Origin of the sequence: Marinobacterium rhizophilum, from assembly GCF_024397915.1 — a bacterium.
Classification (GTDB): domain Bacteria; phylum Pseudomonadota; class Gammaproteobacteria; order Pseudomonadales; family Balneatricaceae; genus Marinobacterium_A; species Marinobacterium_A rhizophilum_A.
The window spans coordinates 2,865,428-2,890,987 of sequence record NZ_CP073347.1; the positions used below are offsets into that span (position 1 = coordinate 2,865,428).

The window sequence follows — 25,560 nt, forward strand, 5'->3', positions numbered from 1 at the left end:
TGCGGGTCATCAGCAGTTTTCTCCACTGGCTGTTGCTAACGCTGGTGGGTCATTAATAGGGGCGGCAGTTCCGACCCCAGTCTCTGAAACAAGGAATACTTTGCATGGATCTGTCCCTTGAAGGTGCCCGCATCATTATCACAGCCGGTGCAGGCGGCATCGGGCGCGCGATTGTCGATGGCTTTCGCGAGGCCGGCGCACAAGTCGCCACCTGCGACATTGATGAAGCCGCCCTCGCCACGCTGCCCGACGATGTCTTTTGGCAAAAGGTCGATGTCGCCGATAGCGCTGCCCTGACGCAGTTCATCGATGCGGCGGTGGAGCGGCTTGGCGGGCTCGATTGCCTGGTCAACAACGCCGGCATTGCCGGGCCGACCGGGCGGATCGAGGACCTGGAGGTCGGGGTGATCGAGCAATGCCTGTCGATCTGCCTAACCAGCCAGTTCGTGACCATCGGCCGTGCCGTGCCGCATCTGCGACAGAGCCAGAATCCGTCGATCGTGAACATTTCTTCGCTGGCGGGCCGACTGGGCTTCAAGCTGCGCAGCCCCTATGCGGCGGCCAAATGGGGCGTGATCGGCCTGACCAAGTCCATGGCCATTGAGCTGGGGCCGGACAGGATCCGCGTTAATGCCGTTCTGCCCGGCATAGTGGCCGGTGATCGCCAGCGCAGAGTACTGGAAGCGCGGGCGCAGGCCAGGGGTACCAGTTTCGATGCGGCGGAGCGCGAAGCCTTTTCGTTCACCTCGATCCAGGACTATGTCACGCCGCAGCAGATTGCCGATCAGGTTATTTTCCTGGCCAGCCCCCGCAGCAAGACCCTGTCGGGGCAGTCGATTTCAGTCTGCGGCGATACCGGCATGCTTGGCTGACCGGCTGTGCCTTGAATCCGGCCATGCCAGGGTGACAGATACTGGACGGCCCGGAAACAATGGCCAGGGCTATGACGAGAGATGGCCCGCTACACCCGTTAAGCAGAGTGTGCAGAGCCACATGGTTAACAAACTGCACACTGAATATTTTGAGGGCCTTTTCGAGCACTCATGCGTGGCAATCCCACTTGAGGCAGGTAACCCCTGCCTCCTTTTTAAGCTCATCGTACCTGTTATCTGCATTCCCGCAGCATCCAGCGCAGCACTGCGTCTATGGCTTGAAGGACTTAATCCTTCAACCCGATTCCCTTCAAAATAACATGGGTCAGAAAATCCCCCGCCCGGGTAAAGTCATCAGCCTCCAAGGTCTCCTTGCCTAGCGACAACTCAATCTGGGCCGAGAAATCGGCATAGGTCTGGGTGGACGCCCAGATGGTAAAGAACAGGTGCTCCGGCTCGATGGGATCAATGACGCCATCGCGAATCCAGCCCCGTACCAGGACGATATCGGCCTCCAGCTGGGGCAGCAGGCGCTGGCGCAGGTATTCCTTCAGGTGCGGCGCGCCGTTGATGATCTCGTTGGCGAAGACCTTGGACCCGTTGGGGTGGGTGCGGGATATTTCGAACTTGCCGCGAATGTAGTTTTCCAGCATGGCGGCGGGATCTTCGCCGGCCTGCTCCAGCAATGTCATTTTCTCGAGCCAGAGATCCAGGATATTCTTCAAAACCCGGTGATACAGAATTTCCTTGGACGAGAAATAGTACAGCATGTTCTGCTTCGACATGCCGGCCTGCTCGGCGATGGTTTCGAGCGAGGCGCCGTTATACCCAAACTGTGCAAACACGTCTTCGGCCGCCGCCAGGATACGGGTTTCGTGGGCTTCGCGGATGCGCGAACGCCGCTTGGGTTTGATTTCGTCTTGCGTCTGGATGCTATTCCCTGTCATTCGCTCTGTTCCACTGCTGTTGCTCAAAAGCCTGCGGGAATTTTACCACATGGTCCAACCAGCTGCTGAGCCACTGCACTCTCAGCGCAACAGCGCACCCAGGCTACCCTCGGGCAACTGTTCCAGTGGCAGGCTTCGCAGGCGCTTGAGCAGCATTTGGCGAGCCTGCACATCACCTTTCATCGACAGGGTACCGGTCAGGTGCAGGTATCGATCCACCATGCGCAGGCGCTCCTCGCGCCGGGCCTCGCTGTCGCGCGCCGACTCCAGGAATAGCTGGGCCAGATTCAGCAGCGCCGCTGCATTCGCCGGGTCATACTCAATGGCCATGCCGAAGTAACGTATTGCCTGCGCGGTCTTGCCGACCCGGTAATGCTTCACGCCCAGCCGGTTCACTTTCAGGCTCATGGCCGGATCGCGCTTGCCGGTATCCGGTGGTGCCTGCGCCAGCAGCGGCGTCTCGGGCTCCAGCAGCGGCACCTTGTCCGCGCTGACTTGCAGCTGTTCGCGCCTGAGATCCAGTGGCGTTTCACGCCTATGATTGAGGGTTTCGGCTTCGCGCTCCATGCGTTCGGCTTCAACCGTATCACCCAGGTCTTCGAACAGCTGGCGGCGCATCAGCGCCACCTGGATCTTGCAGCGATCATCCCTGGGAAACTGAAGCACCGCCTGATTCAGCGCCTGCTCAAAAGCATCACGCAACGACACCGCCTGACGCGCATCGGCATCCTGCAACGCCAGGCGCTGAATATTGGCCAGTTTCAGATAAGGGTCGGGGGAACGATACACGCTGTGGCGCCCCAGCACGATGGACTTGCGATAGGCCGCCTCGGCGGTATCCAGGTTGCGGGCCTGGGTCGAGACCCGGCCCAGCTCCATCTGCCGCGGAATGCCCAGCGGGCTGCGCGTGGTCGCATCCACCAGCGCCTCGCAGGCAGCGGGAAGCTCGCCCAGGCGCTCATGCATGATCGCCAGCAGATCATAGGCTCCGATCAGCAACGGGTAATGCTCGACCAGCCCCTCGAGTACGCTGACCGCATCGCGAAGCTGCCCCAGGCCTGCCAGGGCCTCGGCCAGATGCAACCCGGCTTCCTTGTCCTGGCTCTGCCAGTAGCGCGCCTCGGAAAGCACCCGTGCTTCCTGGAAGCGCCGAGCCTGAATCAGCAGTTTGCCCTTGACCTGCTGTACATGGTCAAACAGCGGATCCTGCCGCGCTACCCGGTCATCACAGGCGGCAATGGCGCGGGACAGATCTCCCATTTCCAGCGCCATATCCACCGGGCGCAGCACCATCTTGCGACATACCAGGCTGTCGAGGCGCAGTTTGAGCTCATCAATACTGAAGGGCTTGGTCAGCAGCACATCCGGTCGGCTGTCGATGGCATGCAGCACCATTTCCTGGCTGGCGTCACTGGTCATGAACACCCAGCCCGCGCTGGGCTTGATGTATCCGCGGTAGCGCGCCTCTTCCAGGATCTGGATACCGGACACCGCATCGCTACCGTTGTGACCGAGCAGGATCAGGTCGAAGCCGCCCTCGGCAATCAGGCTGAACACCCGGTCGTTGATGCTCACGGCCTGGATATTGTGTACCCCCAGGCGGCGCAGCATATGGAAGATCGCCGAGCGGACATTGCCGCTGCTATCGATCAGCAGTACCCGCTTGTCTGAATAGTCGACCTTCCTGTTCGTCACCGGGGGCGGTTTCCTTACTGCTGCCGTTTCAATCGCCGAGTATAGGAGCCCGGCGGGAATCAGCAAAAGCGTACAGCAGCCAGAGTCGCAAATACATGGGGTAAGGCCTAATACCTAAAGCTAAAAGCCCCTGGCGGCAGGATTCGCTACACTCAGCATCTTGAGCTTGAGTTTCCAGCCTCGCGCACTGCCAGGCCGCACCAAAGCGCAATAACAATGACAAGAGTGCCTCACCATGACCACCGCGTTCATTTCCCACGCCGACTGCAACCTGCACAACATGGGGTCGGAGCACCCGGAAAGCCCGCTGCGACTGCAGGCCATCCGCAAGGTCCTCGAACGTACAGGCCTGATGCAGGAGCTGCAGCAATACACCGCAATCCCTGCCAGCGCACAGCAGATCGCGCTGGCCCACAGCCACCAGCACAGCGCCCGGCTTGAAGAACAGCAGCCCGAAAAGGGCATCGTATACTGTGACGACGATACTGCACTGTGCCCCGACAGCCTGCGCGCCGCCAGCCTGGCCGCCGGGTCCGCTATTCAGGCGGCCGACCTGGTGCTCGGCGGCAGCAACAAAAATGCCTTCTGTGCCATACGCCCGCCCGGTCACCATGCCGAGCATAGCCTGGCCATGGGGTTCTGCTTCTACAACAATGTCGCCATTGGCGCCCTGCATGCGCTGCAGCAGCCCTCGGTACAGCGGGTCGCCATCGTCGACTTCGACGTCCACCACGGCAACGGCACCGTGGATATCTTTCGTGACCGGCCCGAAGTGCTGGTGTGCTCGACCTTTCAGTACCCCTATTACCCCGAGCGCTACCAGGATATCGAACGCGACAATATCCTCAATTGCCCGCTACCGGCTTACAGCAAACCGGCGCTATTTCGCCATGCGCTGGAAGACCGCTGGCTGCCGGCGCTGCAGGCCCACAAGCCTGACATCATTTTCATTTCCGCCGGCTTCGACGCCCACCTGGAAGACCCGATGGCCGACCTGGAACTGACCGAAGAGGACTACCGCTGGGCCACGCAACTGCTGAGCGATGTCGCACGTCAGTGCTGCGGCGGCCGCATCGTGTCGGTACTGGAGGGCGGCTACAACCCGGTAGCGCTGGGATTCTCGGTACAGGCACACCTGGAGGTACTGGCGGGGTACTGAGCGCAGCAAGCGGCATTCTCGGCTAGCCCCGGCCGCCAAATTACCCGGTTAATAAAAAAGGGGCCGTCGATGACGGCCCCTTTTTGTACAGCAGTTTGTCGTTTAGCCGACGAACTTGATCATCACACCGGCCGCAACCGCGGAACCGATAACACCGGCGACGTTCGGGCCCATGGCGTGCATCAACAGGAAGTTCTGGGAGTTGGACTCCAGACCCAGCTTGTTGGATACGCGGGCCGCCATCGGCACCGCCGAGACACCGGCACTGCCGATCAGCGGGTTGATGGCGTTGCCGCCGGCCATCTTGTTCATCACCTTGGCCATCAGCACGCCACAGGCGGTACCGATACCAAAAGCGATGATACCCAGTACCAGGATACCCAGCGTCTGCACATCCAGGAACTTGTCGGCGGACAGCTTGGAGCCGACCGACAGGCCCAGGAAGATGGTGACGATGTTGATCAGGGCGTTCTGGGCGGTATCGCTCAGACGATCCACCACCCCACATTCACGCATCAGGTTACCGAAGCAGAACATGCCCAGCAGCGGTGCAGCATCCGGCAGCAGCAGGGCCACCAGGATCAGCAGCGAGATCGGGAACAGGATCTTCTCCAGCTTGGACACGTGACGCAGCTGGCTCATCTTGATCTTGCGCTCCGACTCGGTAGTCAGGGCACGCATGATCGGCGGCTGAATCAACGGCACCAGTGCCATGTAGGAGTACGCCGCCACTGCGATCGCACCCAGCAGCTGGGGCGCCAGCAGACTGGTCACGTAGATGGCGGTCGGGCCGTCGGCGCCACCGATGATGCCGATCGCCGCCGCGTCCTGAATGCTGAAGTCCATCACACCCAGGGTGGTCAGGCCAATGGCACCCAGTACGGTGGCGAAGATGCCGAACTGCGCAGCCGCACCCAGGAACAGCGTCTTGGGGTTGGCCAGCAGCGGGCCGAAGTCGGTCATCGCGCCCACGCCCATGAAGATCAGCAGCGGTGCGACACCCGAGGCAATGGCCACCAGGTAGAAGTTGTACAGCATGCCGTTGTTGTAACCGCCATCCTGGGCCACCAGCGATGCAGTCGCATGCACCGACGGAGAGGATGTATGGTAGGCATGCAGCAGTGTTTCAGCATCGGTACTGCTCGCACTCAGCACCGATGCCAGCGCTTGCAGCACTTCCGGCTTGGCAAAGTGCACCGCGTTCTCGACCGCCGAAAAGGCCAGACCCGCTTCCGGGATGTTGGCCATGATGCCACCGAAGCCGATCGGCACCAGCAGCAGCGGTTCAAAGTTTTTGTTGATCGCCAGGTACAGCAGCAACAGGCCGACCACGATCATCACAAACTGGCCGCCGGAGATATTGTATATCCCCGAGGCGGTCAGCAGAGTTATCAGCTTTTCCATGTGGACCTTTCCCCGCTTACGCCAGGCTCAGGAGGGCATCACCCACCTGAACGGCGTCGCCTTCCTTCACGTCGACAGCCACCACGGTACCGGAACGTGCAGCGCGGACTTCGGTTTCCATCTTCATGGCTTCGAGGATGACCAGCACGTCACCTTCCTGCACGGCCTGACCCACACCCACTTCCACTTTCCAGATGTTGCCGGCCAGCGGTGCGGGCACGTCTTCACCTTCAGTCGCAGCAGGGGCCGCTGCAGCGGCGGCAGGAGCGGCAGGCGCCTTGGCGATCGCGGAGATGTCGCCACCTTCGGCGACCTGAACCACGTAGTTCTGACCATTGACGGTGATGGTGTAAACTTCCGGGCCGGATTTCTTCGGTGCAGCCATGGTCTGAGCGTCCTCTAGAGTCGGTGCTGGTTCAAATGCGTCGGGGTTACCGCGATTTTCCAGGAATTTAAGCCCAATTTGCGGGAACAGGGCGTAGGTCAGAACATCATCTATTTCGTTTTCACCCGTGGTCAGGCTGATGCCCTTCGCCTGGGCCTGCTTGCGCAGTTCTGCGGTCAGCTTCTCCATTTCCGGCTCAAGCAGGTCGGCTGGACGGCAGGTAATCGCTTCCTTGCCATCCAGTACGCGGGCCTGCAGCTCGGCGTTGTAGGGGGCGGGAGCTGCGCCGTATTCGCCTTTCAGAATGGCCTGCACTTCCTTGGAGATGCTCTTGTAGCGCTCGCCCATCAGGACGTTGATGACCGCCTGGGTACCGACAATCTGGGAGGTCGGCGTGACCAGCGGGATCAGGCCCAGGTCTGCGCGCACGCGCGGGATTTCGGCCAGAACGTCGTCAAACTTGTCGGCAGCGCCCTGCTCGCGCAGCTGGCTTTCCATGTTGGTCAGCATGCCACCGGGCACCTGGGCAATCAGGATGCGTGAATCGGTACCGCGCAGGGAGCCTTCAAACTTGGCGTATTTTTTCCGGACTTCGCGGAAGTAGGCGGCGATTTGTTCCAGCAGTTCCAGATCCAGACCGGTATCACGATCAGTCCCCTGCAACGCGGCAACCACGGTCTCGGTCGCGGTGTGGCCATAGGTCATGGACATCGATGAAATGGAGGTATCAACGCGATCGATGCCCGCCTCGATGGCCTTGAGCAGGGTCATGTCTGCCAGACCTGATGTGGAATGGGACTGCAACTGAACTTCAAGCTGGGTCTGGTTCTTCAGACGGGACACCAGATCGAAAGCATCGTAGGGCTTGAGGATGCCGGACATATCCTTGATGAAGATCGACTCCGCACCCATGTCTTCCAGGGTCTTGGCGTAATCCACCCAATTATCGATAGTGTGCACTGGGCTGGTGGTATAGGAGAGGGTGCCCTGGGCGTGCTTGCCGGTCGCCTTGACGGCCTTGATGGCGGCGGCCAGGTTGCGGGGGTCGTTCATCGCATCGAAGATGCGGAATACGTCAACACCGTTGGTGGCGGCTCGCTCAACAAAACGGGCGACCACGTCGTCCGCATAGTGGCGGTAACCCAGCAGATTCTGGCCGCGCAGCAACATCTGCTGGCGGGTATTGGGCATCGCTTTTTTCAGCTCGCGAATACGGTCCCAGGGATCTTCGCCAATATAGCGAATGCAGGAGTCAAAGGTGGCACCACCCCAGCTTTCCGTGGACCAGTAGCCGACCTGATCAAGCTTCTCGGCAATCGGAAGCATGTCGTCCAGGCGCATGCGGGTAGCCAGCAGGGACTGGTGACCATCACGCAGTACCAGTTCGGTAATGCCTAAGGGTTTCTTTGCATCGGACATGTTAAAGGGCCTTTTGTCGAATGAATGCGTTTATTCTTTTCTTAAGCATTGCCGTCAGTTTGAGCGGTATTTGTGTACCGCTGCACTGATCACGGCGACCAGCTCGTCATTATTGGCGGCTGTCGCACCTGCAGTCACCGACGCGGAGGCCGATGTACGCTTTTTGGCCGGTTTGATCTCTGGCGCGGGGGCGTATTTCGTCACAAGCTTGGACATGAGTCCGGTCACGAACACGAGCAGCGTCAGGAAAACGAACACGAACCCCATGCCGAATACCATCAGCTCAAGGCCTTCGGAGAGAAGATTATCCATCGTTGGATGCTCCCTGTGTTAATCAAGTCGTTATCTATTACGCTGCAAATTCTCTTTTATTTCAGGAACTTGGCAACAATAAAGATCGCACGTCAAGCAATATGAGCGGGATCAATTTAGCCGGAAAACGCCGACTCCCGCCAACATAAGCGAACGTATTTTAGACAAAACGGAGGAAACAAGGGAGATTGCGAGCGTCTGCATAATTTATGGCAGACATTTAAGAAAACTTATAGCTGACCCTATTTCGATTAAAGGCAGCTACTGCACCGCGCTCGAACGCACCTGAACGGGCGCCACAAACCCGGCCTCGGAACCGAAAAAGGCGCCCCTGGGCGCCTTGATACATGGACCTACCCGGGGATCAGGTCCCTTCAGGACGGAACACCTTGACGTTGCCAAAGCCCTTTTCCTGCAGGTGGTGCGCCTGCATCTGGCTCATCACACCCTTCTCGCAGTACAGCAGGTACTCCCGGGCGCTATCGAAGTTTTCAACTTCGGTGCCAAGCTTGAAGAACGGAATGGTCAGAATTTCACAGCCCGGCATGTTAAGCGGCTTTTTTTCCTGCTCATGGGCAGCACGAATGTCAACGATCACCTGGTTGTCGCCAACCCGGGTCAGGGCCTCGACGGTGGCATGGGCATTCACGTTTTCGACGATTTCGTCGATGGCAATCACCTGCACCTTGCGCAGTGCCTGCTCCAGCACCTCGAAATCGAAGTTATCCTCTTCCTCCAGCACCCGTTCCAGCTTGCCACGGGTCGTCGGACGGTCCGAAATCACGCCGCAGTACTCCGGCATGCTCTTGGCGAACTCGAAGGCCCCAATCTGCTTGGACAGGTCAATAATGTCCTGTTTGTCGGAGGTCACCAGCGGACGCAGTACCAGCTTGTCGGTGGCCTTGTCGATCAGCGCCAGGTTGGTCAGGGTCTGGCTCGACACCTGGGCCACGCTCTCGCCGGTGACCAGGGCATCGATCTTCATGAAGTCGGCCGCCCGCTCGGCGGCACGCAGCATCATGCGCTTGAGAATGACGCCCATGTAGGAGTGGTGCACGTTCTGCAACAGCTCGCCGATCACCTCTTCAAAGGGCACGGTCACGAACTTGACCCGGGCACTGGAACCGTAACGCTGCCACAGGTGCAAGGCCACCTGCTTGACGCCGATCTCGTGGGCATGGCCACCGAGGTTGAAGAAGATGAAATGGGTCTTGCAGCCGCGGCGCATGGTCATGTAGGAGGCGACCACCGAGTCGAAACCGCCGGAAATCAGGGACAGCACCGGTTCCTGCGTGCCCAGCGGGAAGCCGCCAAGGCCCGCGTGGCGCTCGGTGACGATAAACAGGCGCTCGTCCACCACTTCCAGCTCGACCCAGACCTCGGGGTTGCGTACATCGACGCCGGCCGCTTCCGTATGCTGGTTCAGGCCACCACCGATGTAGCGCTCCATGTCCACGGAGGTAAAGTCATGATTGCGACCCGTGCGCTTGACCCGCACCTTGAAGGTCTTGCCCTTCAGCAGGTCCGCGTAGGCCTCCCGGGTGCGCTCATAGGCGTCGTGGAAGTCCACCAGCGGAAATTCCCTCACCTCGAGGAAAGCGTGCACACCGGGCGTACGGGACAGCACAGAGACCACCTCGTCACGCAGGTGCTCAGTGCCCGGCGCACAGACAACATCAATTTTGTCCCAGTTGTTGCGCACCTTGATCTGTTCGTCGACACGACGCAGCGTGACTTCCAGATTGGTCCCCAGCCGCTGAATCATGCGCTTGCGCACCGGACGGCTCTTGATGGTAATTTCAGGAAACAGCTTGACGATAAATTTCATGTCGCGGACCAGGAAAGCAGGACAGGGAAAACGGAGGGGCTCGATTATACCGGATCACAGGCTGAGAGTCAGAACCTTAGACGCGAGAGATGAAAGCTGTGAGCTGTGAGCTGTGAGCTGTGAGCTGTGAGCTGTGAGCTGTGAGCTGATAGCTGATAGTATCGCCCTGGTGGCTGCTGCCGACTCAGGCAGATCCTCGAAACTCGCCCGGAGCTTATTTCCCGGAATTCGCACGCTCATTCCAAGCTACACGGCACCCCGACGTCATTTCCACCCAGTAGGATGTGGTGCAGCGAAGCGAAACCCATCAATTGGGGACCCCGTAGGTTGGTAATGAGCGCAGCGAATTCCAACATCCGCAGCGAAGCTGTGGAGAACAGGGCAAGGGGCAAGGGGCAAGGGGCAAGGGGCAAGGGGAACAAGGCAGACTGCCAAATGCCGTTATCTAACGCGAGCCAGGAAAACAGATTGGGAGCGAAGAACAGGAAAGGCAGGGTATTGATAAAACTGAAGAAAGAACTTAGAGCTGATAGCTGATAGCTGATAGCTGAAATATTGCCCTGGTGGCTGCTGCCGGTTCAGGACTCTCTCGGAATGATCTGCTTTAGAAACACTACAGTCTGGTGGTGCGCCCGGCACGATGACTCAGGGCTTCGCCCTTCGCCCCTTCGGGGCCGCCGCTACGCGGCGTTCTGCGTCGCCTTTGGCGACTTGTCGAACGTGCGACTGCCTGGTGGCGCCTGCGGCGACTGATAGCCCAGGTACTCTATCTGGTGTGATATCCAGTTTCGAGATTGGGGCTGGCTTTGTCGTCAGACTGAAATTTTACTGGGTGGGAACTCTGCTTTAGAAACACTACTGTATTTCGTAGTGGTGCGCCCGGCACGATTGGAGCATGTGATCGTCTGGTGGCGCCTGCGGCGACTGATAGCCCAGGTACTCTATCTGGTGTGATATCCAGTTTCGAGATTGGGGCTGGCTTTGTCGTCAGACTGAAATTTTACTGGGTGGGAACTCTGCTCTAGAACACTACTGTATTTCGTAGTGGTGCGCCCGGCACGATTCGAACGTGCGACCGCCTGGTTCGTAGCCAGGTACTCTATCCAGCTGAGCTACGGGCGCTAAAGCAGTGAGGTTGTTACAGGAGTGGTGCGCCCGGCACGATTCGAACGTGCGACCGCCTGGTTCGTAGCCAGGTACTCTATCCAGCTGAGCTACGGGCGCTTCCTGTATCCCCTCTAAGGGACTAACGCTGTCTTATCTTTCAAGTGGTGCGCCCGGCACGATTCGAACGTGCGACCGCCTGGTTCGTAGCCAGGTACTCTATCCAGCTGAGCTACGGGCGCTTACCTGAAAAATGGCGGTGAGAGAGGGATTCGAACCCTCGATACCCAAGAGATATACACCCTTAGCAGGGGTGCGCCTTCAGCCACTCGGCCATCTCACCGCGACAACGGGGCGTAATATACGAGATTGATTTTCAAAAGAAAAGCGTTTTTTTACTTTTATTCCTGATCTTCGTGATCATCGGATTTTTCGCGCTGAATGCGCTGATAAATCTCTTCACGATGCACAGAAACATCTTTCGGGGCATTGACACCAATGCGAACCTGGTTTCCCTTTACGCCCAGCACGGTAACGGTGACATCATCACCGATCATCAGTGTTTCGCCCACGCGGCGGGTTAGAATCAACATCTGTTGGATCTCCTTAAGCTTTCCTAGAATACTGCAGGCCGTAGGGATCATCAGCCAGCTTTCTGGCGCAACCGCCCCTTATTCCCTTTTTCCCATCGAACTACAGCCATACAGGCGGTACCAGGCCCGATTAACCCTGCATCAGATGGTACAGTAAGTCTCTGTAAACTGATGCAATAACCGGGCTTGGCATAGACCGAATTAACTATAGCCTACTTCGCTTACGCCACTATTCGCTGACGGTATCGGCCTTGTCCAGCTCGAAGGCGGAGTGCAATCCGCGCACGGCCAGCTCAAGGTACTTCTCTGCGATCACCACAGACACCTTGATTTCCGATGTCGAGATCATCTGAATGTTGATGTTGTCCTGCGCCAGGGCATCAAACATCTTGCTCGCCACGCCAGCATGCGAGCGCATGCCCACACCGACGATGGAAACCTTGGCGATCTTGTTGTTGCCGGCCACTTCGCGGGCACCCAGCTCTGCGCACACCTGGCGCAGAATGGACTCGGCCTTGGCGAAGTCATTGCGGTGCACGGTGAAGGTGAAGTCAGTGGTCTTGTCGGCGGCCACGTTCTGCACAATCATGTCCACTTCGATATTGGCACGGCTGATCGGGCCCAGAATACGCGACGCCACACCCGGGATATCGGGCACACCAATCAGGGTCAGTTTGGCTTCGTCGCGGTTAAAAGCGATACCGGAGATAACTGGTTTTTCCACTGTATCCTCATCCTCTATGGTAATCAGGGTGCCCGGGCCTTCCACAAAGCTGGACAGCACACGCAGCGGCACCTTGTACTTGCCGGCGAATTCGACCGAACGAATCTGCAATATCTTTGAACCCAGGCTGGCCATTTCCAGCATTTCTTCAAAGGTAATTTTTTCCAGACGGGTCGCCCCTTCAACGACCCGGGGGTCGGTGGTGTAGACGCCGTCAACATCGGTATAGATCTGGCACTCGTCGGCCTTGAGCGCGGCCGCAAGAGCCACACCGGTGGTATCTGAGCCGCCACGCCCCAGGGTGGTAATGTTGCCCGCCTCGTCCATACCCTGGAAGCCCGCAACGACAACAACCCGGCCTGCGGCCAGGTCGGTACGCATACGGTCGACTTCGATGTCCTGAATCCGTGCCTTGGTATGGGCGCTGTCCGTCAGGATGCGCACCTGGCCTCCGGTATAGGAGCGCGCGCTGACGCCACGCTTTTCCAGTGCCATGCACAGCAGCGCAATGGTCACCTGCTCACCGGTCGACACCAGTACGTCCATTTCCCGTGGGCAGGGTTCCTCCTGAATCGCCTTGGCCAGCCCGATCAGGCGATTGGTCTCGCCACTCATTGCGGACAGTACCACTACCAGGTCGTGTCCCTCGTCGCGAAAGCGCTTTACCTTGTCCGCCACCGCTTCGATTCGTTCTACAGTACCCACGGACGTGCCGCCGTATTTCTGTACGAATAGAGCCATCTTCTGTCTGATCCTTTCACCGCCAGCTGGGCGGCCCCTAGTGTCTAGTAATTACCAGTCAGCGCGGGCATCCTGGCCGAAACCTGAAGCTGCCTGCCTGGTTCCGCCATTGCCTTGGTGCACAGGCTGACTGCTGCCTTAAAGTGTGGTTTCCAGCAATGCCGCTACCGAGGCCAGAGCCGCCGGCAGTGCTGCCACATCGTTGCCCCCACCCTGGGCCATATCCGGGCGACCACCGCCCTTGCCGCCCACCTTGGCGGACAGTTCACGGATCAGGTCACCGGCCTTCACGCGCCCGGTCAGATCCTTGGTGACACCGGCCACCAGGCTTACCTTGTCGTCCTGGCTGACCGCCAGTACAACGACACCGCTGCCCAGCTTGTTTTTCAGCTGGTCCAGCGTATCGCGCAGCGCCTTGGGCTCGATGCCTTCAAGCTGCTCCACCAGCACCTTGACGCCCTTGATTTCGACCGCTTTGTCGAGCAGCTCGCCGCCCTGCAGGCTGGCCAGCTTGCTCTTGAGCTGCTCCAGCTCCTTCTCCAGCGTACGGGTGCGATCCACCAGGCCACGCACCTTGTCGGCCAGGTTGTCGCGCCCGCCCTTGGTCAGGCTGGCAATGGTGCTGCAGGTGGCATCCAGCGCCTCGACCCAGGCCAGGGCGCCGGCACCGGTCACGGCTTCGATACGGCGCACGCCGGAGGCGATACCGCTTTCGGCCACGATCTTCAGCAGGCCGATGTCACCGGTGCGCTGCACATGGGTGCCGCCACAGAGTTCTGTCGAGAAGCCGTCGGTGCCCATGCTCAGCACCCGCACCTGCTCGTCGTACTTCTCGCCGAACAGCGCCATGGCACCGCGGGCCTTGGCCGCCTCGATGTCCATGATCTCGGTCTGTACGGCACTGTTGGCACGGACCTGGGCATTGACCATGTCTTCCACGGTCTTGAGCTGCTCGGGGGTCACGGCCTCGAAGTGGGCAAAGTCAAAGCGCAGACGCTCGGCATTGACCAGCGAGCCCTTCTGCAGCACGTGATCGCCCAGCACGCGGCGCAGGGCTTCGTGCAGCAGGTGGGTACCGGAATGGTTCAGCGCCGTCGCCTGGCGATTGGCTGCATCCACTTCGGTGGTCACGGTGTCGCCCAGCGCCAGCACGCCTTCACTCAGCTGCCCCTGGTGCAGGTGGTTCTTGCCTTCCTTGCTGCAGTCGCTCACTTCGAACAGGCCGCGATCCCAGCGCAGTACGCCGCGATCACCCGCCTGACCACCGGATTCGGCGTAGAAGGAGGTGTTTTCCAGCACCACCACACCGGACTGGCCGGCGGACAGCTGCTGTACGGCTTCGCCATCCTTGAACAGCGCCACAACCCTGGAGCTGTCCTGCAGCGCACTGTAGCCACTGAAGGCCGTTTCACCGTCCAGGTCCAGCTTGTCGTTATAGTCTACAGAGAAGGAGCCGGTGGCACGGGCACGTTCGCGCTGCTGCGCCATGGCATCCTCGAAGCCCTGCATGTCGACGCTCAGACCCGACTCGCGGGCAACGTCGGCGGTCAGGTCCACCGGGAAGCCAAAGGTATCGTACAGGCGGAACAGGGTTTCGCCCGGAATCACCGTACCCTCGAGGTCGTCAATGGCCTGCTGCAGCAGGCGCATGCCGTTGTCCAGGGTGCGGGCAAACTGCTGTTCTTCCTTGAGCAGCACGCGCTCGACCTGTTCCTGCTGGCGCACCAGCTCCGGATAGGCATCGCCCATCTCGGCCACCAGCGCCGCCACCAGGGTATGGAAGAACGGCTCGCTTGCACCCAGCTTGTTGCCGTGGCGGATGGCGCGGCGAATGATGCGACGCAGCACGTAGCCGCGGCCTTCATTGGAGGGCAGCACGCCATCGGTAATAAGGAAGGAGCAGGAACGGATATGGTCGGCGATCACGCGCAGCGACTTGTGCATCAGGTCATCGCTGCCCACCGCCCTGGCGGCGGCCTTGAGCAGGCTCTGGAACAGGTCGATTTCATAGTTGCTGTGCACGCCCTGCAGCACGGCAGCGATACGCTCCAGTCCCATGCCGGTATCCACCGACGGCCGTGGCAGCGGCACCATCTCGCCATCGGCGGAACGGTTGTACTGCATGAAGACCACGTTCCAGATCTCGATGTAACGATCGCCGTCTTCATCCGGGCTGCCCGGCGGGCCACCGGCGACTTCAGGGCCGTGATCGAAGAAAATCTCGGTGCAGGGACCACAGGGGCCGGTATCGCCCATCGCCCAGAAGTTGTCTTCGTCGAGCTTGGAAAAGCGCTCGGGATCAATCCCGATTTCGTCTTTCCAGATGCGTTCGGCTTCATCGTCACTGTGGTGCACAGTGACCCACAGGCGCTCCTTCGGCAGGCCGAAGACTTCGGTCAGCAGTGTCCAGGCGAAACCAATGGCTTCACGCTTGAAGTAGTCACCGAAGCTGAAGTTGCCCAGCATTTCAAAGAAGGTGTGGTGACGCGCGGTATAACCAACGTTTTCGAGGTCATTGTGCTTGCCACCGGCGCGTACACAGCGCTGCGACGTGGTCGCACGGCTGTAACTGCGCTTGTCGCTGCCAAGGAAGACATCCTTGAACTGCACCATGCCTGCGTTGGTGAACAACAGGGTCGGGTCGTTGGCGGGAATCAGCGAACTGGTGGGGACAATTTCATGCCCCTGCTGATTGAAGTAATCCAGGAAAGCCTGGCGAATTTCGGCACTCGTCATGTATTTCATTAGCACGAACCGCTACAGATGGTTGGTTGCTCAACGGGAATCAACGTGGCGCTGTATTTCCGGCTCAAAACCCGATCAAAATACCACGCAAAAATGGCGAAGCAGTATATAACGTGAGTGAAAATTGTACGAACTTTTTCCGAAAACCCTTGTATTACCGGCGATATTCGGTCTCCGGCCAGGCGCAGGCGAACCCGGCGTCAGTACTCACAGGCGCCAAACCCCGGATCAGTCGTCATCCCCGGGCTGCAATGCATAGCGCGCCTGATCCATGTTGTAACCACGCGTCATCAGGTAGCGCATGCACTTGGCGTAAAGCTTGCGGTCATCCCTGGACACCAGGCCGAAACGCCGGCGTGCCAGGTCCCGCGCCTGCTCGAACCAGTCGACCGGCTCATCCTCCAGGCTCTGCTGCCAGAGCGCGGCGTCGATGCCCTTGCGCCCCATTTCCGAGCGGATACGCATGGGACCAAAGCCCTGAGACGCCTTGCTGCGCAGATAGACCGCCGCGAAGCGGGCATCGCTCAGGTAGCCATCGGCCTCCAGCGCATCCAGCGCCTGGACGAGCAACTCAGGTTCCGTGCGGCCACCGATCTTCTGTACCAGCTCCGCCCGGCTGTGTTCACGCCGGGCCAGCAGGCGCACCGCCGCGGCCTTGACCTCTCCCAGGGTTTCAAGTTTGTTATCTTTCATAATTCGTCACTAGTCTTCACAACCTGGCATCAGCTTAACATCGATACGCCAGCACAGGACTTGGCGCCCGGGCCCGTAACGCCCCACCCGCAGAAGCAGGGCTCTGGAATATCACTGCTACTATTATTGCTTCTGTGCCATGACTGCTGCCATGCACAATATGACGCGCCGGAGACCGCAATGACCCTCACCGCTTCCACCATGATGCCGCTGGGCACGCCTGCGCCAGACTTCAGCCTGCTGGACGTACGCAGCAACGCGCTGACGACACTCGCCGACAGCGCCGGCGCCCAGGGCACCCTGATCGCCTTTATCTGCAACCACTGCCCCTATGTGCACCATATCGAGGATGAACTGATTGAGCTGGCCTGGGACTACCAGGCCCGCGGTATCGCGGTGGTGGCCATTTCCGCCAACGATGTGAACGCATCGCCCGATGACGGGCCGGTGCAGATGCAGGACCGGGCTTCAGCCAAGGGCTATCCGTTTCCGTACCTGTATGACGAGACCCAGCAGGTTGCCCGCAGCTACGACGCCGTCTGCACACCGGACCTGTTTCTGTTCGATGGCCAGCTGAAGTGCGTGTACCGGGGTCAGTTCGATGCCTCCCGCCCCGGCAACGGCATCGAGGTGAGCGGCAGCGACCTGCGCCGCGCCTGTGATGCCCTGCTGACGGGCGAGCCGATAGATCCAGACCAGGCACCTAGCGCGGGCTGCAGTATCAAGTGGAAAACAGGCACCTGAGCCCGGTGCCCTGTTCACCTGAGAAACCTGCAGCGGTGCAGCTCACCCCCAACCGTTAAAGGCCTGTCAATTCAGGCTGCAGCGATAATGGTCGACACCAGGTAGCCGGTGTAGGCCACGTAGGCTGCCAGCAGCGCGCCGCCCTCGAAGCGATTGATACGACCCTGTTTCTTGCCAAAGCTGTAGCCCATCAGGAACAGCACCAGCGTCAGCCCCATGGTCAGTCCCCAGTCGCGATACAGCACCACGGACTCGACCTCCAGCGGGTGAATGGCCGCCGCAATACCCACCACCGCCAGGGTATTGAACAGGTTTGAGCCGATCACGTTGCCCAGCGCCAGGTCATGTTCGCCCTTGCGCATGGCGGCGATGGACGACGCCAGCTCCGGCAGGGAGGTACCGATCGCCACCACGGTCAGACCGATGATCAAATCACTGACGCCGAGCGACTGGGCAATGGACACCGCCCCCCACACCAGCACCCGGGAACTGACAACCAGCAGCAGCAGACCGACAAGCAGCCAGATGATCGCTGGCTTGAGCGCCATGGCCTTGGCACCCATTTCGGCATCCATATCCACGCCCAGGGTATCCCCTCGCCCGCGCATGGCCTGGAAGATTGACCAGCCCATGATGGCAAAAAACACCAGCAGCAGGATAAGGGCATCGAGGCGATTAAGCTGGCCGTTGAGCAGCAGCAGGCCGCTGAGCAACGTCACCAGCGCCAGAATCGGCAGTTCCTTGCGCAGGATCTGCGAATGCACCGCGATCGGGCTGAACACCGCCACCAGACCCAGAATCAGGGCGATATTGGTGATGTTCGAGCCGTAGGCATTACCCAGCGCAAGGCCGGGATTGCCATCCATGGCCGCCAGTGCCGAAACCACCATTTCCGGTGCCGAGGTGCCAAAACCAATCACCACCATGCCGATCAGCAGCGGTGGCATGCCGGCGTGACCCGCTGTGGCGGCGGCGCCATCCACAAAGCGGTCGGCACTCCACACCAGCAGCACCAGGCCCAGGACGACGGCAATAATCGGCAACATCATGATGTGGCCTCCAGGCAACGGATTGCAGAACGTGAACGAGCAGGCGCCACCCTGGTGAAGGCGGCTACAGAAGGCGTACAGAGCTGAGAAAACGGGTTCATGGCATGACTTGTCGGGGGCCGGCGCTGGACACAGAGACACACCAAAAGAGCCGGCCCCGGTGCTTTTGATCTATCTCAGGTCTCATCAATCCGGTATCGGACATGATCGCCACAGGTCTTGAGGACCCGGAGGTTGTTGACGACCATCCTGGCTGGCAGCCTGGCGGACCTGGCTGATTCTGGATCAGTGGCAAGTCCGGCGGTCTGCCGTGGCCTGGAGACTACTCCCCTAAGTGGGCAGGAGAATAGCAGAGTCCAGGGCGTAAATGAATCGGCAAGCCGGACCTGCATAAACGAAAACGGGGCCCGAGGGCCCCTGCTGTTTACAACCACAACTGCACAGGCGTGCTCAGTACTCCACCACCACGTCGCCCTGGGGCACGCTGCAGCAGGACAGGATGTAGCCCTCGGCCACGTCGTCATCGGTGATGCCGCCGTTGTGGGCCATTTCCACGTCACCGGACACCTTCATGACCTTGCAGGTACCGCAGATACCCATGCCGCAGGCCTTGGGAATGTGCAGCCCAAGCTTGGCCGCCGCCGCGTGCACGGTTTCCCCCGGCACGATCTGGACACTCTTGCCGGTACTGGAGAAGTCGACCCGCAGCATGTCGGACGCCATGATGGCATCGGCATCTTCCTGCGCCTGCTCGGCGAACTCGGCCACCTCTTCCTTGACCTCCACCGGCGTCGCCCCGAAGGACTCTTCGTGGTAGCGGTCCATGTCAAAGCCCAGGCCTTCCAGCAAGTGCTTCACCGCGCGCATGTAGGGCGTGGGGCCACAGCAGAAAATTTCCCGCTCCATGAAGTCCGGTGCCATCATTTCCAGCATGGCGTGGTTGAAGAAACCACGGTAGCCGCCCCAGCTCTGGCCGGACTCCTGCTTCTCGCACACCAGGTTGAGCTTGAAGTTGGAAATGCGCGCTGCCATGTTCTCCAGTTCGCGCTGGTAAATGATGTCCCGCGGTGTACGGGCGCTGTGGACAAACACCATGTCCACATCGGCATTGGTGTCGAAGAACCAGCGCGCCATGGACATCACCGGCGTAATGCCGACGCCGCCGGACAACAGCAGCATTTTTTCATTGGGGTAATCGATGCAGTTGAACTGCCCCACCGGACCGTGCACCGCCAGTTCCGTGCCCACGTCCATGTTGTCGTGCAGCCAGTTGGAAACGACGCCGCCCGGCACACGCTTGACGGTAATCGAGAAGCTGTAGGGCACCGACGGGGAACTGGAAATGGTGTAGGAGCGGAAGATCTGCTCACCATTGATTTCCAGCTCCAGCGTCACGAATTGCCCTGGCTTGAAAAAGAACATCACCGGCTGTTCGGCCATAAAGCAGAACGTCAGTACATCGGGGGTCTCGCGAATCGCATTTACGCAACGCACCACGTGGCGCCCGTTGGCCCAGGTCTGGGTTGTTACCGGGTTCAGCGCATCGGTATTAACCATGCTCACATTGGGATAGTTCATGAGGCTTCTCTCGTGTTGTCCGCAGACTCGGGTTGGGCACGTATTATGGCGCCATTGTCATCCCGACGAGCCCCAACCATTTAGCTGTTTGCGACAAAAATTTACCTGAACACACCACCCTGACCAGCCCCCCGGGGCCCGACGTCGAAAAGACACCATTTGCATGTCGCAAACAGGTAAATAGCCAGGGCCACCTTGGCGCACTATGCTCCCCATGGACGCCTGCATTCAGGGCCCATTTGCGGGACGGCGAACCGACCTAAAACAAGATTCTCACAGGACAGCCCATTGGGGGCCGCGCCGGTGACTGAGGATTAGCACCAGATGAACCAGAACGACCTTCTCAACATCACCTACGCCAACGTCGATACGGCTCGCGTAGAGATGGACCGCCTGCTCAAGAGCCGTCAGCGTAACTACTCGCTGCCGCGCCCGCTGTACAACGATCCGCACATGTTCCGTATCGATATGGAAGAAATCTTCCAGAAGGAATGGCTGTTTGTGGGCATGACCAGCGAAGTGCCGAAAAAGGGTGATTACTTCACCGTGGAAATAGGCCAGAACCCGGTGCTGATCCTGCGCGACGGCGACGGCCAGGTACGCGCCTTTCACAACACCTGCCGCCACCGCGGCTCACGCCTGTGCAGCGCCGAGCGCGGCAAGGTCGCCAACCTGGTGTGCCCGTACCACCAGTGGACCTACGACCTCAAGGGCAACCTGCTGTTTGCCGGCACCGACATGGGCACCACCTTCGACAAGTCCCAGCATGGCCTGAACAAGGCCCACTGCAAGACGGCCGGCGGATTCGTCTTCGTCTGCCTTGGCGATGAAGAACCCGAAGGTGATTTCGACGACTTCCTGCTCACGCTTGAGGAGTACATGGAGCCGTACGACATGGAAAACACCAAACTGGCGGTGGAATCCAGCATGTACGAACAGGCCAACTGGAAGCTGGTCATCGAGAACAACCGCGAGTGCTACCACTGTAACGGCAACCACCCGGAACTGCTCAACACCCTGCTGGAATGGGATGACACCCATGACCCCCGCGCCGACGAAGCATTCCTCGCGCACTACGAGCGCCAATCCAAGGAATGGGACGCAGAAAGCATTCCCCACGAGCACAAGAGTTTCGGCGTACGCAACCGCATCGTGCGCATGCCCCTGAAAGAAGGCACTGAGGTCATGACCATCGACGGCAGCAAAGGCTGCAACAAGTTGATGGGCCGCATCAAGAACCGCCATCTGGGTTCCATGCGTATCCTGCACCTGCCCAACTCCTGGAACCACATGCAGAGCGATCATGTGATCGTCTTCCGCGTGCTGCCCATCTCGGCCCAGGAAACCCTGGTCACCACCAAGTGGTTCGTGCACAAGGATGCGGTGGAAGGCGTGGATTACGACGTCGCCAAGCTGCGCCAGGTCTGGGATGCCACCAACGAGCAGGACAAGCGCCTGGGCGAGGAAAACCAGCGCGGTATCAACTCCGTCGCCTACCAGCCCGGCCCCTACTCCGAAACCTACGAGTTCGGCGTGATCAACTTCCTCGACTGGTACAGCGACAAGCTGCAGGAAAACCTGGCGCGGATCAGCACCAGCGAAGGCTGATAGCTGATAGCTGATAGCTGATAGCTGATAGCTGAGCATTGATAAAAAAGCCCGCAGGCACCAGCCTGCGGGCTTTTTTGGTTTATGGGATGCGAAAGCGGGAAAAGGCCGGCGAGCGACGCGAAACGCATCCAGCTGCTTTTGCCTCGCTCCCAACCCGCATCAAGGGTGACTCAGCCCGCCAGGAACCGACCCGCCACGCCCAATACCAGCAGATAGTAGAACCTCGGCAGCCACTCGTAGAGGCTTTGCGTCCTCAGCTCCAGCCGCTGCTGCAGAATTCCCAGCTGGTGCTCTATGGCCGGCGCAATCCGGCCGGCCTGTTCGGCACTATCGAGCAGCTGCGTCATTTCGACAGACAGCACCAGACCGGCCTGCTGCAGGGCCGCGGTCAGCGACTCGCCCCCGGCGGCCAGGATCTCGGCACGACGCACCGCGCGCTGGTAGTCCGGGTTGCGCAGAAAAGCGGAGGCATTGCCCAGGGCCTGGGCACAGTCGATACCGGCGTTCAGGGCCCAGAACAGCAGGCCAAAAAAATGACATTCATACACCAGGGCATAGAGCCGGGTACCCTGCAGCTTCCAGCGCCAGCCCCAGCTGAGCCAGTGCATCCTGTCCAGCTGCAGCAGGTACAGCAACAACACCGTGACAAGCGCTACCCAACCCAGCGATAGCCCCAGATCAAAGAATACGCCGGGGAGGCTCGCACCGGGTGTTTGCAACCGGATAAGGCAGCCCGCCAGCAGCGCAATCACGAGCACCACCCAGGGCAGCCAGAGCCTGGCCTTGAAAGCACGGATGCGCAGGTACTGCTGTTCGGCACAGGCGGCAACCTGGCGCAACGCGGCATCCAGCTGCCCGGCAGCTTCAGCCGCCTGCAAGGTCTGGCAGGCGCCGGAGCCCAACGCCTGTGCTTGCGTCAGGGCATTGGCCAGTGATGTCCCGCCACGCAGCAGCCGGCTCATGCGCCCAAGACCGGCAGCCTGTTCGGGAAACTGCCGCTGCATCACCCCCAGTGCCTGCACCGGCGCAATGCCCGCACCCAGCAGGGTCGCCAGGCTGCGCAGCTGCGCTGCGTTCCAGCCGCTCCGCCCACTTGACCACCACCGGCCTGGCCTGGAGAAGTTCATTGTTTGAAAACTCTGTTTCCGAGGTTGTATTGCTCGACAGGAAGACTCAGCCAAACCTGTGCACAATCGTTAAAAAGAAAGGCGACTATGCCACTGTACTCAATGGCTATATTATTCGTGGCACATTAATCATAGAGCAACGGCATGATTGCCAATGGCTCATAGCAATAGTGACTACCCAGGAGACTGCCCGACAACACTTAACCTACTGCGAACCATCTGGATTTGGCTGATTTTCGTGTTGTTTGGCGTTAAATAGAACCACTATTCGCCTTCAAACATCGCAAAAATCAGCTCAAATCAGCCGGCTCTCGCTACGGTCAGCATTCTCGGACAGCCTCATAGCAGTGCGTTCTGACTTGAAGAAAACTGCCTTTTTACGCCCGTTGCAACCGCTGGCTGCAGCAGGGTATCCGGCTGAAGGCCCTGGCGTCGCCACCAGAGGATGCAAACGTTGAATAGCTGATGGTCGATGGCAGCATCGTGCGAACCCATCAGCTCTGAGCCGAAATAAAACAGAGCAAGATGCTGAAGCCATGGGTAAATCCCGAGGCGGACTGGGCCATACCGCTTCGCTGAAGCTGCTCATGGCCTTTTTCAGCGCGCTCAGGTACTGGAAAAAGGCCGATGCCTTGCTGGATTTTCACCGCAACGCCCACCCTCGGGCGAGAATCTGAGGGTTTATATCGAAGGCGATGGCCTGGATCAGCCGCCCTTCCCCGGCCCCCATCACCGGCCTGAAGCTGGTACTCGCCGATCCCGCGAACAACATCATTTACCTGGGCAGTCCCTGTCAGTACCGGGCCGGTCCCAACTGCGCTTCGCCCTACTGGCTGAACAAGCGCTTTGCACCGGAGGTCATCCAGTCGTACAGCCTGGCTCTGGATCGCCTCAAGCAAACCTGCAATGCCGCCTCACTGACACTTGTCGGCTATTCCGGCGGCGGCGCCATCGCCACCCTGCTCACCGCACAGCGCCAGGATGTGGATCTGCTGATCACCGTGGCCGGAAATCTCGACCCGGTATACTGGACCCGGCATCATCAGATAACGCCCCTGAGAGGTTCACTGAATCCTGCGGACGAGATCGATCGCCTTTCCCGGTAGCGCAATGGCACTTCCTGGGCGTGAAGGACCCTGTCATCCCGCCGGCGATGATTCAGCACTTCAGCAACCGCTTTCCTTTCGGCGCCATGCCCCACCTGGTCGTGGTTCCGGGCTTCGACCATCACTGCTGCTGGGCAACTCACTGGCATGAACTGCTGCAAAAGGTGCACTAGCCCAGGAAGCTGTCCGGGGAGAATGCCGGCCGTAGCGAGAGCCGGCTGAGCGGGTTCAGCCTGGCATGGGTATAACCCAATTAAAAAAGCCGCTGTAAAAACAGCGGCTTTTTAGCTAGCTCAGAAAGTAAAAGTAACAGGCCAGCAGCCCGATGCAGGCCAGGTTGAGGCAGAAGCCGGCTTTCATCATCTGCCCTTGGCGGATAAGGCCACTGCCAAAAACGATGGCATTGGGCGGAGTGGCCACGGGCAGCATGAAGGCACAGGATGCCGACACCGCAATGACGGAGGCTACCATCACCGGCGTGAGCCCCAGGCTTTGAGCAACCGCCGCAAACACCGGTACCAGCAGGGCGGCGCTGGCGGTATTGGAGGCCAGCTCGGTAAGGAACACCACAAAAGCAGTAATGGTCAGCAGAATCACGAAGGGGTTGGCGCTCTCCAGCAATGTGGCCAGAAAGTTGGCCAGGAACAGGCTGGTGCCGGTATCACGCAACACGTTGCTCAGGGTCAGACCACCCCCAAACAGCAGCAGAACACCCCAGTCGGTTTGCTTGGCAATGTGCTGCCAGTCGGCGGCCCGCGTCAGACCGATCAGGGCAATGGCGAGCAGTGCGACCAGGGTATCGAAAGAAGACAGCCCCCCCAGGGCCTCGGACACCGGGGTGGAGAAAACCCACAGCATCACGGTCAGGGCAAAGATGCCCAGGGTGACCTTGCGCTTGCCATTCCAGTCTATGGACTCCTGCCCGGATTCGATCTGCTGATTCAGCCGGGGGCGAAACAGCACGTAGAGCATGGCGATGGTAACCGGTAGCAGGATCAGGGTAATGGGCAGTCCCAGTGCCATCCAGTCGCTGAAGCTCAGGCCGACTTCGGCAGCGGCGATGGCGTTAGGGGGGCTGCCCACCAGGGTAGCGATCCCGCCGATGCTGGCGCTGTAGGCAACGCCCAGCAGTACAAACACGTAAGTGCTCCTGTGCTGTTCCTGATCCAGACAGCTGAGCAAACCCAGTGCCAGCGGCAGCATCATGGCGGCCGTCGCGGTATTGCTTATCCACATGGACAGGAAGGCCGCAGTCAGAAACATCAGCAGCACGGCCACGCTGAGGCGACCCTTGGCCAGGCGCAGTATGCGGCTGGCGATCAGCTTGTCGAGCCCCTGGCTGTGCATGGCCGCCGCCAGGGCAAAGCCCCCCAGAAACAAAAAGATAATGGGATTGGAAAAATTGCTCAGGGCCGCACCCGTGGTCAATATGCCCATCACCGCCGCAAGCAGCGGCACCATCAGCGCGGTAATGGTGATATGTACCGCCTCGGTCAGCCAGAGTATGGCGATAAAGACAAGCAGGCTCAGACCTTTGTTGACATCGGCCTCAAAGGGCAGGGATACCAGCAGGATGGCGAATAGAGCGATATCGGCCAGCAGTATCCAGCCTTTGATACCGAGTCCGGGGAGTTTTTGTGCGAGGGTTGTGGCCATGTTGTTGCTCAAATGCCTGTCTGTCTTTGACGAAAAATACAGGCCGCATGATACGCCAACGGTTACCT

At 59.6% G+C, this 25,560-nt stretch carries 20 protein-coding genes and 4 tRNA genes; 6 read left to right on the top strand and 18 right to left on the bottom strand.

The window, feature by feature from the left end:
• Positions 1-104: 104 nt before the first annotated feature.
• On the top strand, positions 105-872 hold the full coding sequence (locus KDW95_RS12885) for an SDR family oxidoreductase (RefSeq protein ID WP_255852221.1): 768 nt from the start codon (positions 105-107) through the stop codon (positions 870-872).
• A 287-nt stretch (positions 873-1,159) separates the two neighbouring features.
• Here KDW95_RS12885 and KDW95_RS12890 read toward each other — a convergent pair whose 3' ends face one another.
• Positions 1,160-1,819, bottom strand: coding sequence for a TetR/AcrR family transcriptional regulator (locus KDW95_RS12890; protein WP_255852222.1), 660 nt, complete (start codon positions 1,817-1,819; stop codon positions 1,160-1,162).
• Positions 1,820-1,900: 81 nt separating this feature from the next.
• The gene (locus KDW95_RS12895) at positions 1,901-3,514 is read right to left on the bottom strand and encodes a tetratricopeptide repeat protein (RefSeq protein WP_255852223.1); all 1,614 of its coding nucleotides are present in this window, start codon (positions 3,512-3,514) and stop codon (positions 1,901-1,903) included.
• 235 nt (positions 3,515-3,749) lie between these two features.
• Between KDW95_RS12895 and KDW95_RS12900 the strand changes: the two genes are divergently transcribed.
• Complete coding sequence (locus tag KDW95_RS12900; protein WP_255852224.1) at positions 3,750-4,673, top strand: histone deacetylase family protein; 924 nt, start codon at positions 3,750-3,752, stop codon at positions 4,671-4,673.
• A 102-nt stretch (positions 4,674-4,775) separates the two neighbouring features.
• Here KDW95_RS12900 and KDW95_RS12905 read toward each other — a convergent pair whose 3' ends face one another.
• The 12 genes from KDW95_RS12905 to KDW95_RS12960 all read right to left on the bottom strand — a co-directional run bounded on the left by KDW95_RS12905 (position 4,776) and on the right by KDW95_RS12960 (position 16,621).
• Positions 4,776-6,077 carry a sodium ion-translocating decarboxylase subunit beta gene (locus tag KDW95_RS12905; protein WP_255852225.1) on the bottom strand — a complete coding sequence of 434 codons (1,302 nt, stop codon included), beginning with the start codon at positions 6,075-6,077 and terminating at the stop codon, positions 4,776-4,778.
• A gap of 16 nt (positions 6,078-6,093) precedes the next feature.
• Entirely contained in the window at positions 6,094-7,881 is a 1,788-nt protein-coding gene (gene oadA, locus KDW95_RS12910) for a sodium-extruding oxaloacetate decarboxylase subunit alpha (protein WP_255852227.1), read from the bottom strand.
• A gap of 54 nt (positions 7,882-7,935) precedes the next feature.
• The gene (locus KDW95_RS12915) at positions 7,936-8,193 is read right to left on the bottom strand and encodes an OadG family protein (RefSeq protein ID WP_255852228.1); all 258 of its coding nucleotides are present in this window, start codon (positions 8,191-8,193) and stop codon (positions 7,936-7,938) included.
• A 364-nt stretch (positions 8,194-8,557) separates the two neighbouring features.
• Positions 8,558-10,021, bottom strand: a complete 1,464-nt coding sequence (gene thiI, locus KDW95_RS12920; RefSeq protein ID WP_255852229.1) for a tRNA uracil 4-sulfurtransferase ThiI — start codon at positions 10,019-10,021, stop codon at positions 8,558-8,560.
• A gap of 1,045 nt (positions 10,022-11,066) precedes the next feature.
• A tRNA-Arg gene (locus tag KDW95_RS12925) sits at positions 11,067-11,143 on the bottom strand.
• Between the two features lie 25 nt (positions 11,144-11,168).
• Positions 11,169-11,245 (bottom strand) — tRNA-Arg (locus tag KDW95_RS12930).
• 45 nt (positions 11,246-11,290) lie between these two features.
• A tRNA-Arg gene (locus tag KDW95_RS12935) sits at positions 11,291-11,367 on the bottom strand.
• A gap of 12 nt (positions 11,368-11,379) precedes the next feature.
• A tRNA-Ser gene (locus KDW95_RS12940) sits at positions 11,380-11,468 on the bottom strand.
• Between the two features lie 58 nt (positions 11,469-11,526).
• The gene (gene csrA / locus KDW95_RS12945) at positions 11,527-11,718 is read right to left on the bottom strand and encodes a carbon storage regulator CsrA (RefSeq protein WP_255852230.1); all 192 of its coding nucleotides are present in this window, start codon (positions 11,716-11,718) and stop codon (positions 11,527-11,529) included.
• A 229-nt stretch (positions 11,719-11,947) separates the two neighbouring features.
• On the bottom strand, positions 11,948-13,183 hold the full coding sequence (locus KDW95_RS12950; RefSeq protein ID WP_255852231.1) for an aspartate kinase: 1,236 nt from the start codon (positions 13,181-13,183) through the stop codon (positions 11,948-11,950).
• 138 nt (positions 13,184-13,321) lie between these two features.
• On the bottom strand, positions 13,322-15,919 hold the full coding sequence (gene alaS / locus KDW95_RS12955; protein WP_255856512.1) for an alanine--tRNA ligase: 2,598 nt from the start codon (positions 15,917-15,919) through the stop codon (positions 13,322-13,324).
• 237 nt (positions 15,920-16,156) lie between these two features.
• Positions 16,157-16,621 carry a regulatory protein RecX gene (locus KDW95_RS12960; RefSeq protein ID WP_255852232.1) on the bottom strand — a complete coding sequence of 155 codons (465 nt, stop codon included), beginning with the start codon at positions 16,619-16,621 and terminating at the stop codon, positions 16,157-16,159.
• Positions 16,622-16,801: 180 nt separating this feature from the next.
• On the opposite strand from KDW95_RS12960, the gene KDW95_RS12965 reads away from it, so the two are divergent.
• On the top strand, positions 16,802-17,365 hold the full coding sequence (locus KDW95_RS12965; protein ID WP_255852234.1) for a thioredoxin family protein: 564 nt from the start codon (positions 16,802-16,804) through the stop codon (positions 17,363-17,365).
• A gap of 71 nt (positions 17,366-17,436) precedes the next feature.
• Here KDW95_RS12965 and KDW95_RS12970 read toward each other — a convergent pair whose 3' ends face one another.
• Entirely contained in the window at positions 17,437-18,414 is a 978-nt protein-coding gene (locus KDW95_RS12970; protein ID WP_255852236.1) for a calcium/sodium antiporter, read from the bottom strand.
• Between the two features lie 450 nt (positions 18,415-18,864).
• Positions 18,865-19,992 carry a hybrid-cluster NAD(P)-dependent oxidoreductase gene (locus KDW95_RS12975; RefSeq protein ID WP_255852237.1) on the bottom strand — a complete coding sequence of 376 codons (1,128 nt, stop codon included), beginning with the start codon at positions 19,990-19,992 and terminating at the stop codon, positions 18,865-18,867.
• A gap of 324 nt (positions 19,993-20,316) precedes the next feature.
• Here KDW95_RS12975 and KDW95_RS12980 point away from each other — a divergent pair, with 324 nt between their 5' ends.
• Positions 20,317-21,600 (top strand): aromatic ring-hydroxylating oxygenase subunit alpha, encoded by a 1,284-nt coding sequence (locus KDW95_RS12980; RefSeq protein WP_304941552.1) that lies wholly within the window; start codon positions 20,317-20,319, stop codon positions 21,598-21,600.
• A 173-nt stretch (positions 21,601-21,773) separates the two neighbouring features.
• Here KDW95_RS12980 and KDW95_RS12985 read toward each other — a convergent pair whose 3' ends face one another.
• On the bottom strand, positions 21,774-22,730 hold the full coding sequence (locus KDW95_RS12985; protein ID WP_255852239.1) for a type II secretion system F family protein: 957 nt from the start codon (positions 22,728-22,730) through the stop codon (positions 21,774-21,776).
• A 536-nt stretch (positions 22,731-23,266) separates the two neighbouring features.
• Between KDW95_RS12985 and KDW95_RS12990 the strand changes: the two genes are divergently transcribed.
• Entirely contained in the window at positions 23,267-23,407 is a 141-nt protein-coding gene (locus tag KDW95_RS12990; protein WP_255852240.1) for a hypothetical protein, read from the top strand.
• A gap of 18 nt (positions 23,408-23,425) precedes the next feature.
• Positions 23,426-23,836, top strand: a complete 411-nt coding sequence (locus KDW95_RS12995; RefSeq protein ID WP_255852242.1) for a hypothetical protein — start codon at positions 23,426-23,428, stop codon at positions 23,834-23,836.
• Positions 23,837-24,124: 288 nt separating this feature from the next.
• Here KDW95_RS12995 and KDW95_RS13000 read toward each other — a convergent pair whose 3' ends face one another.
• Entirely contained in the window at positions 24,125-25,492 is a 1,368-nt protein-coding gene (locus KDW95_RS13000) for a DASS family sodium-coupled anion symporter (protein WP_255852243.1), read from the bottom strand.
• Positions 25,493-25,560 lie beyond the last annotated feature (68 nt).

Coding starts and splice junctions, on each gene's coding strand:
- KDW95_RS12950 (WP_255852231.1), bottom strand. CDS start 13,183: ATGGCTCTATTCGTACAGAAATACGGCGGCACGTCCGTGGGTACTGTA.
- KDW95_RS12890 (WP_255852222.1), bottom strand. CDS start 1,819: ATGACAGGGAATAGCATCCAGACGCAAGACGAAATCAAACCCAAGCGG.
- thiI (WP_255852229.1), bottom strand. CDS start 10,021: ATGAAATTTATCGTCAAGCTGTTTCCTGAAATTACCATCAAGAGCCGT.
- KDW95_RS12915 (WP_255852228.1), bottom strand. CDS start 8,193: ATGGATAATCTTCTCTCCGAAGGCCTTGAGCTGATGGTATTCGGCATG.
- KDW95_RS13000 (WP_255852243.1), bottom strand. CDS start 25,492: ATGGCCACAACCCTCGCACAAAAACTCCCCGGACTCGGTATCAAAGGC.
- KDW95_RS12980 (WP_304941552.1), top strand. CDS start 20,317: ATGAACCAGAACGACCTTCTCAACATCACCTACGCCAACGTCGATACG.
- KDW95_RS12975 (WP_255852237.1), bottom strand. CDS start 19,992: ATGAACTATCCCAATGTGAGCATGGTTAATACCGATGCGCTGAACCCG.
- KDW95_RS12985 (WP_255852239.1), bottom strand. CDS start 22,730: ATGAACTTCTCCAGGCCAGGCCGGTGGTGGTCAAGTGGGCGGAGCGGC.
- KDW95_RS12970 (WP_255852236.1), bottom strand. CDS start 18,414: ATGATGTTGCCGATTATTGCCGTCGTCCTGGGCCTGGTGCTGCTGGTG.
- KDW95_RS12900 (WP_255852224.1), top strand. CDS start 3,750: ATGACCACCGCGTTCATTTCCCACGCCGACTGCAACCTGCACAACATG.
- KDW95_RS12905 (WP_255852225.1), bottom strand. CDS start 6,077: ATGGAAAAGCTGATAACTCTGCTGACCGCCTCGGGGATATACAATATC.
- KDW95_RS12990 (WP_255852240.1), top strand. CDS start 23,267: ATGGGTAAATCCCGAGGCGGACTGGGCCATACCGCTTCGCTGAAGCTG.
- alaS (WP_255856512.1), bottom strand. CDS start 15,919: ATGACGAGTGCCGAAATTCGCCAGGCTTTCCTGGATTACTTCAATCAG.
- KDW95_RS12885 (WP_255852221.1), top strand. CDS start 105: ATGGATCTGTCCCTTGAAGGTGCCCGCATCATTATCACAGCCGGTGCA.
- oadA (WP_255852227.1), bottom strand. CDS start 7,881: ATGTCCGATGCAAAGAAACCCTTAGGCATTACCGAACTGGTACTGCGT.
- KDW95_RS12965 (WP_255852234.1), top strand. CDS start 16,802: ATGACCCTCACCGCTTCCACCATGATGCCGCTGGGCACGCCTGCGCCA.
- csrA (WP_255852230.1), bottom strand. CDS start 11,718: ATGTTGATTCTAACCCGCCGCGTGGGCGAAACACTGATGATCGGTGAT.
- KDW95_RS12960 (WP_255852232.1), bottom strand. CDS start 16,621: ATGAAAGATAACAAACTTGAAACCCTGGGAGAGGTCAAGGCCGCGGCG.
- KDW95_RS12995 (WP_255852242.1), top strand. CDS start 23,426: ATGGCCTGGATCAGCCGCCCTTCCCCGGCCCCCATCACCGGCCTGAAG.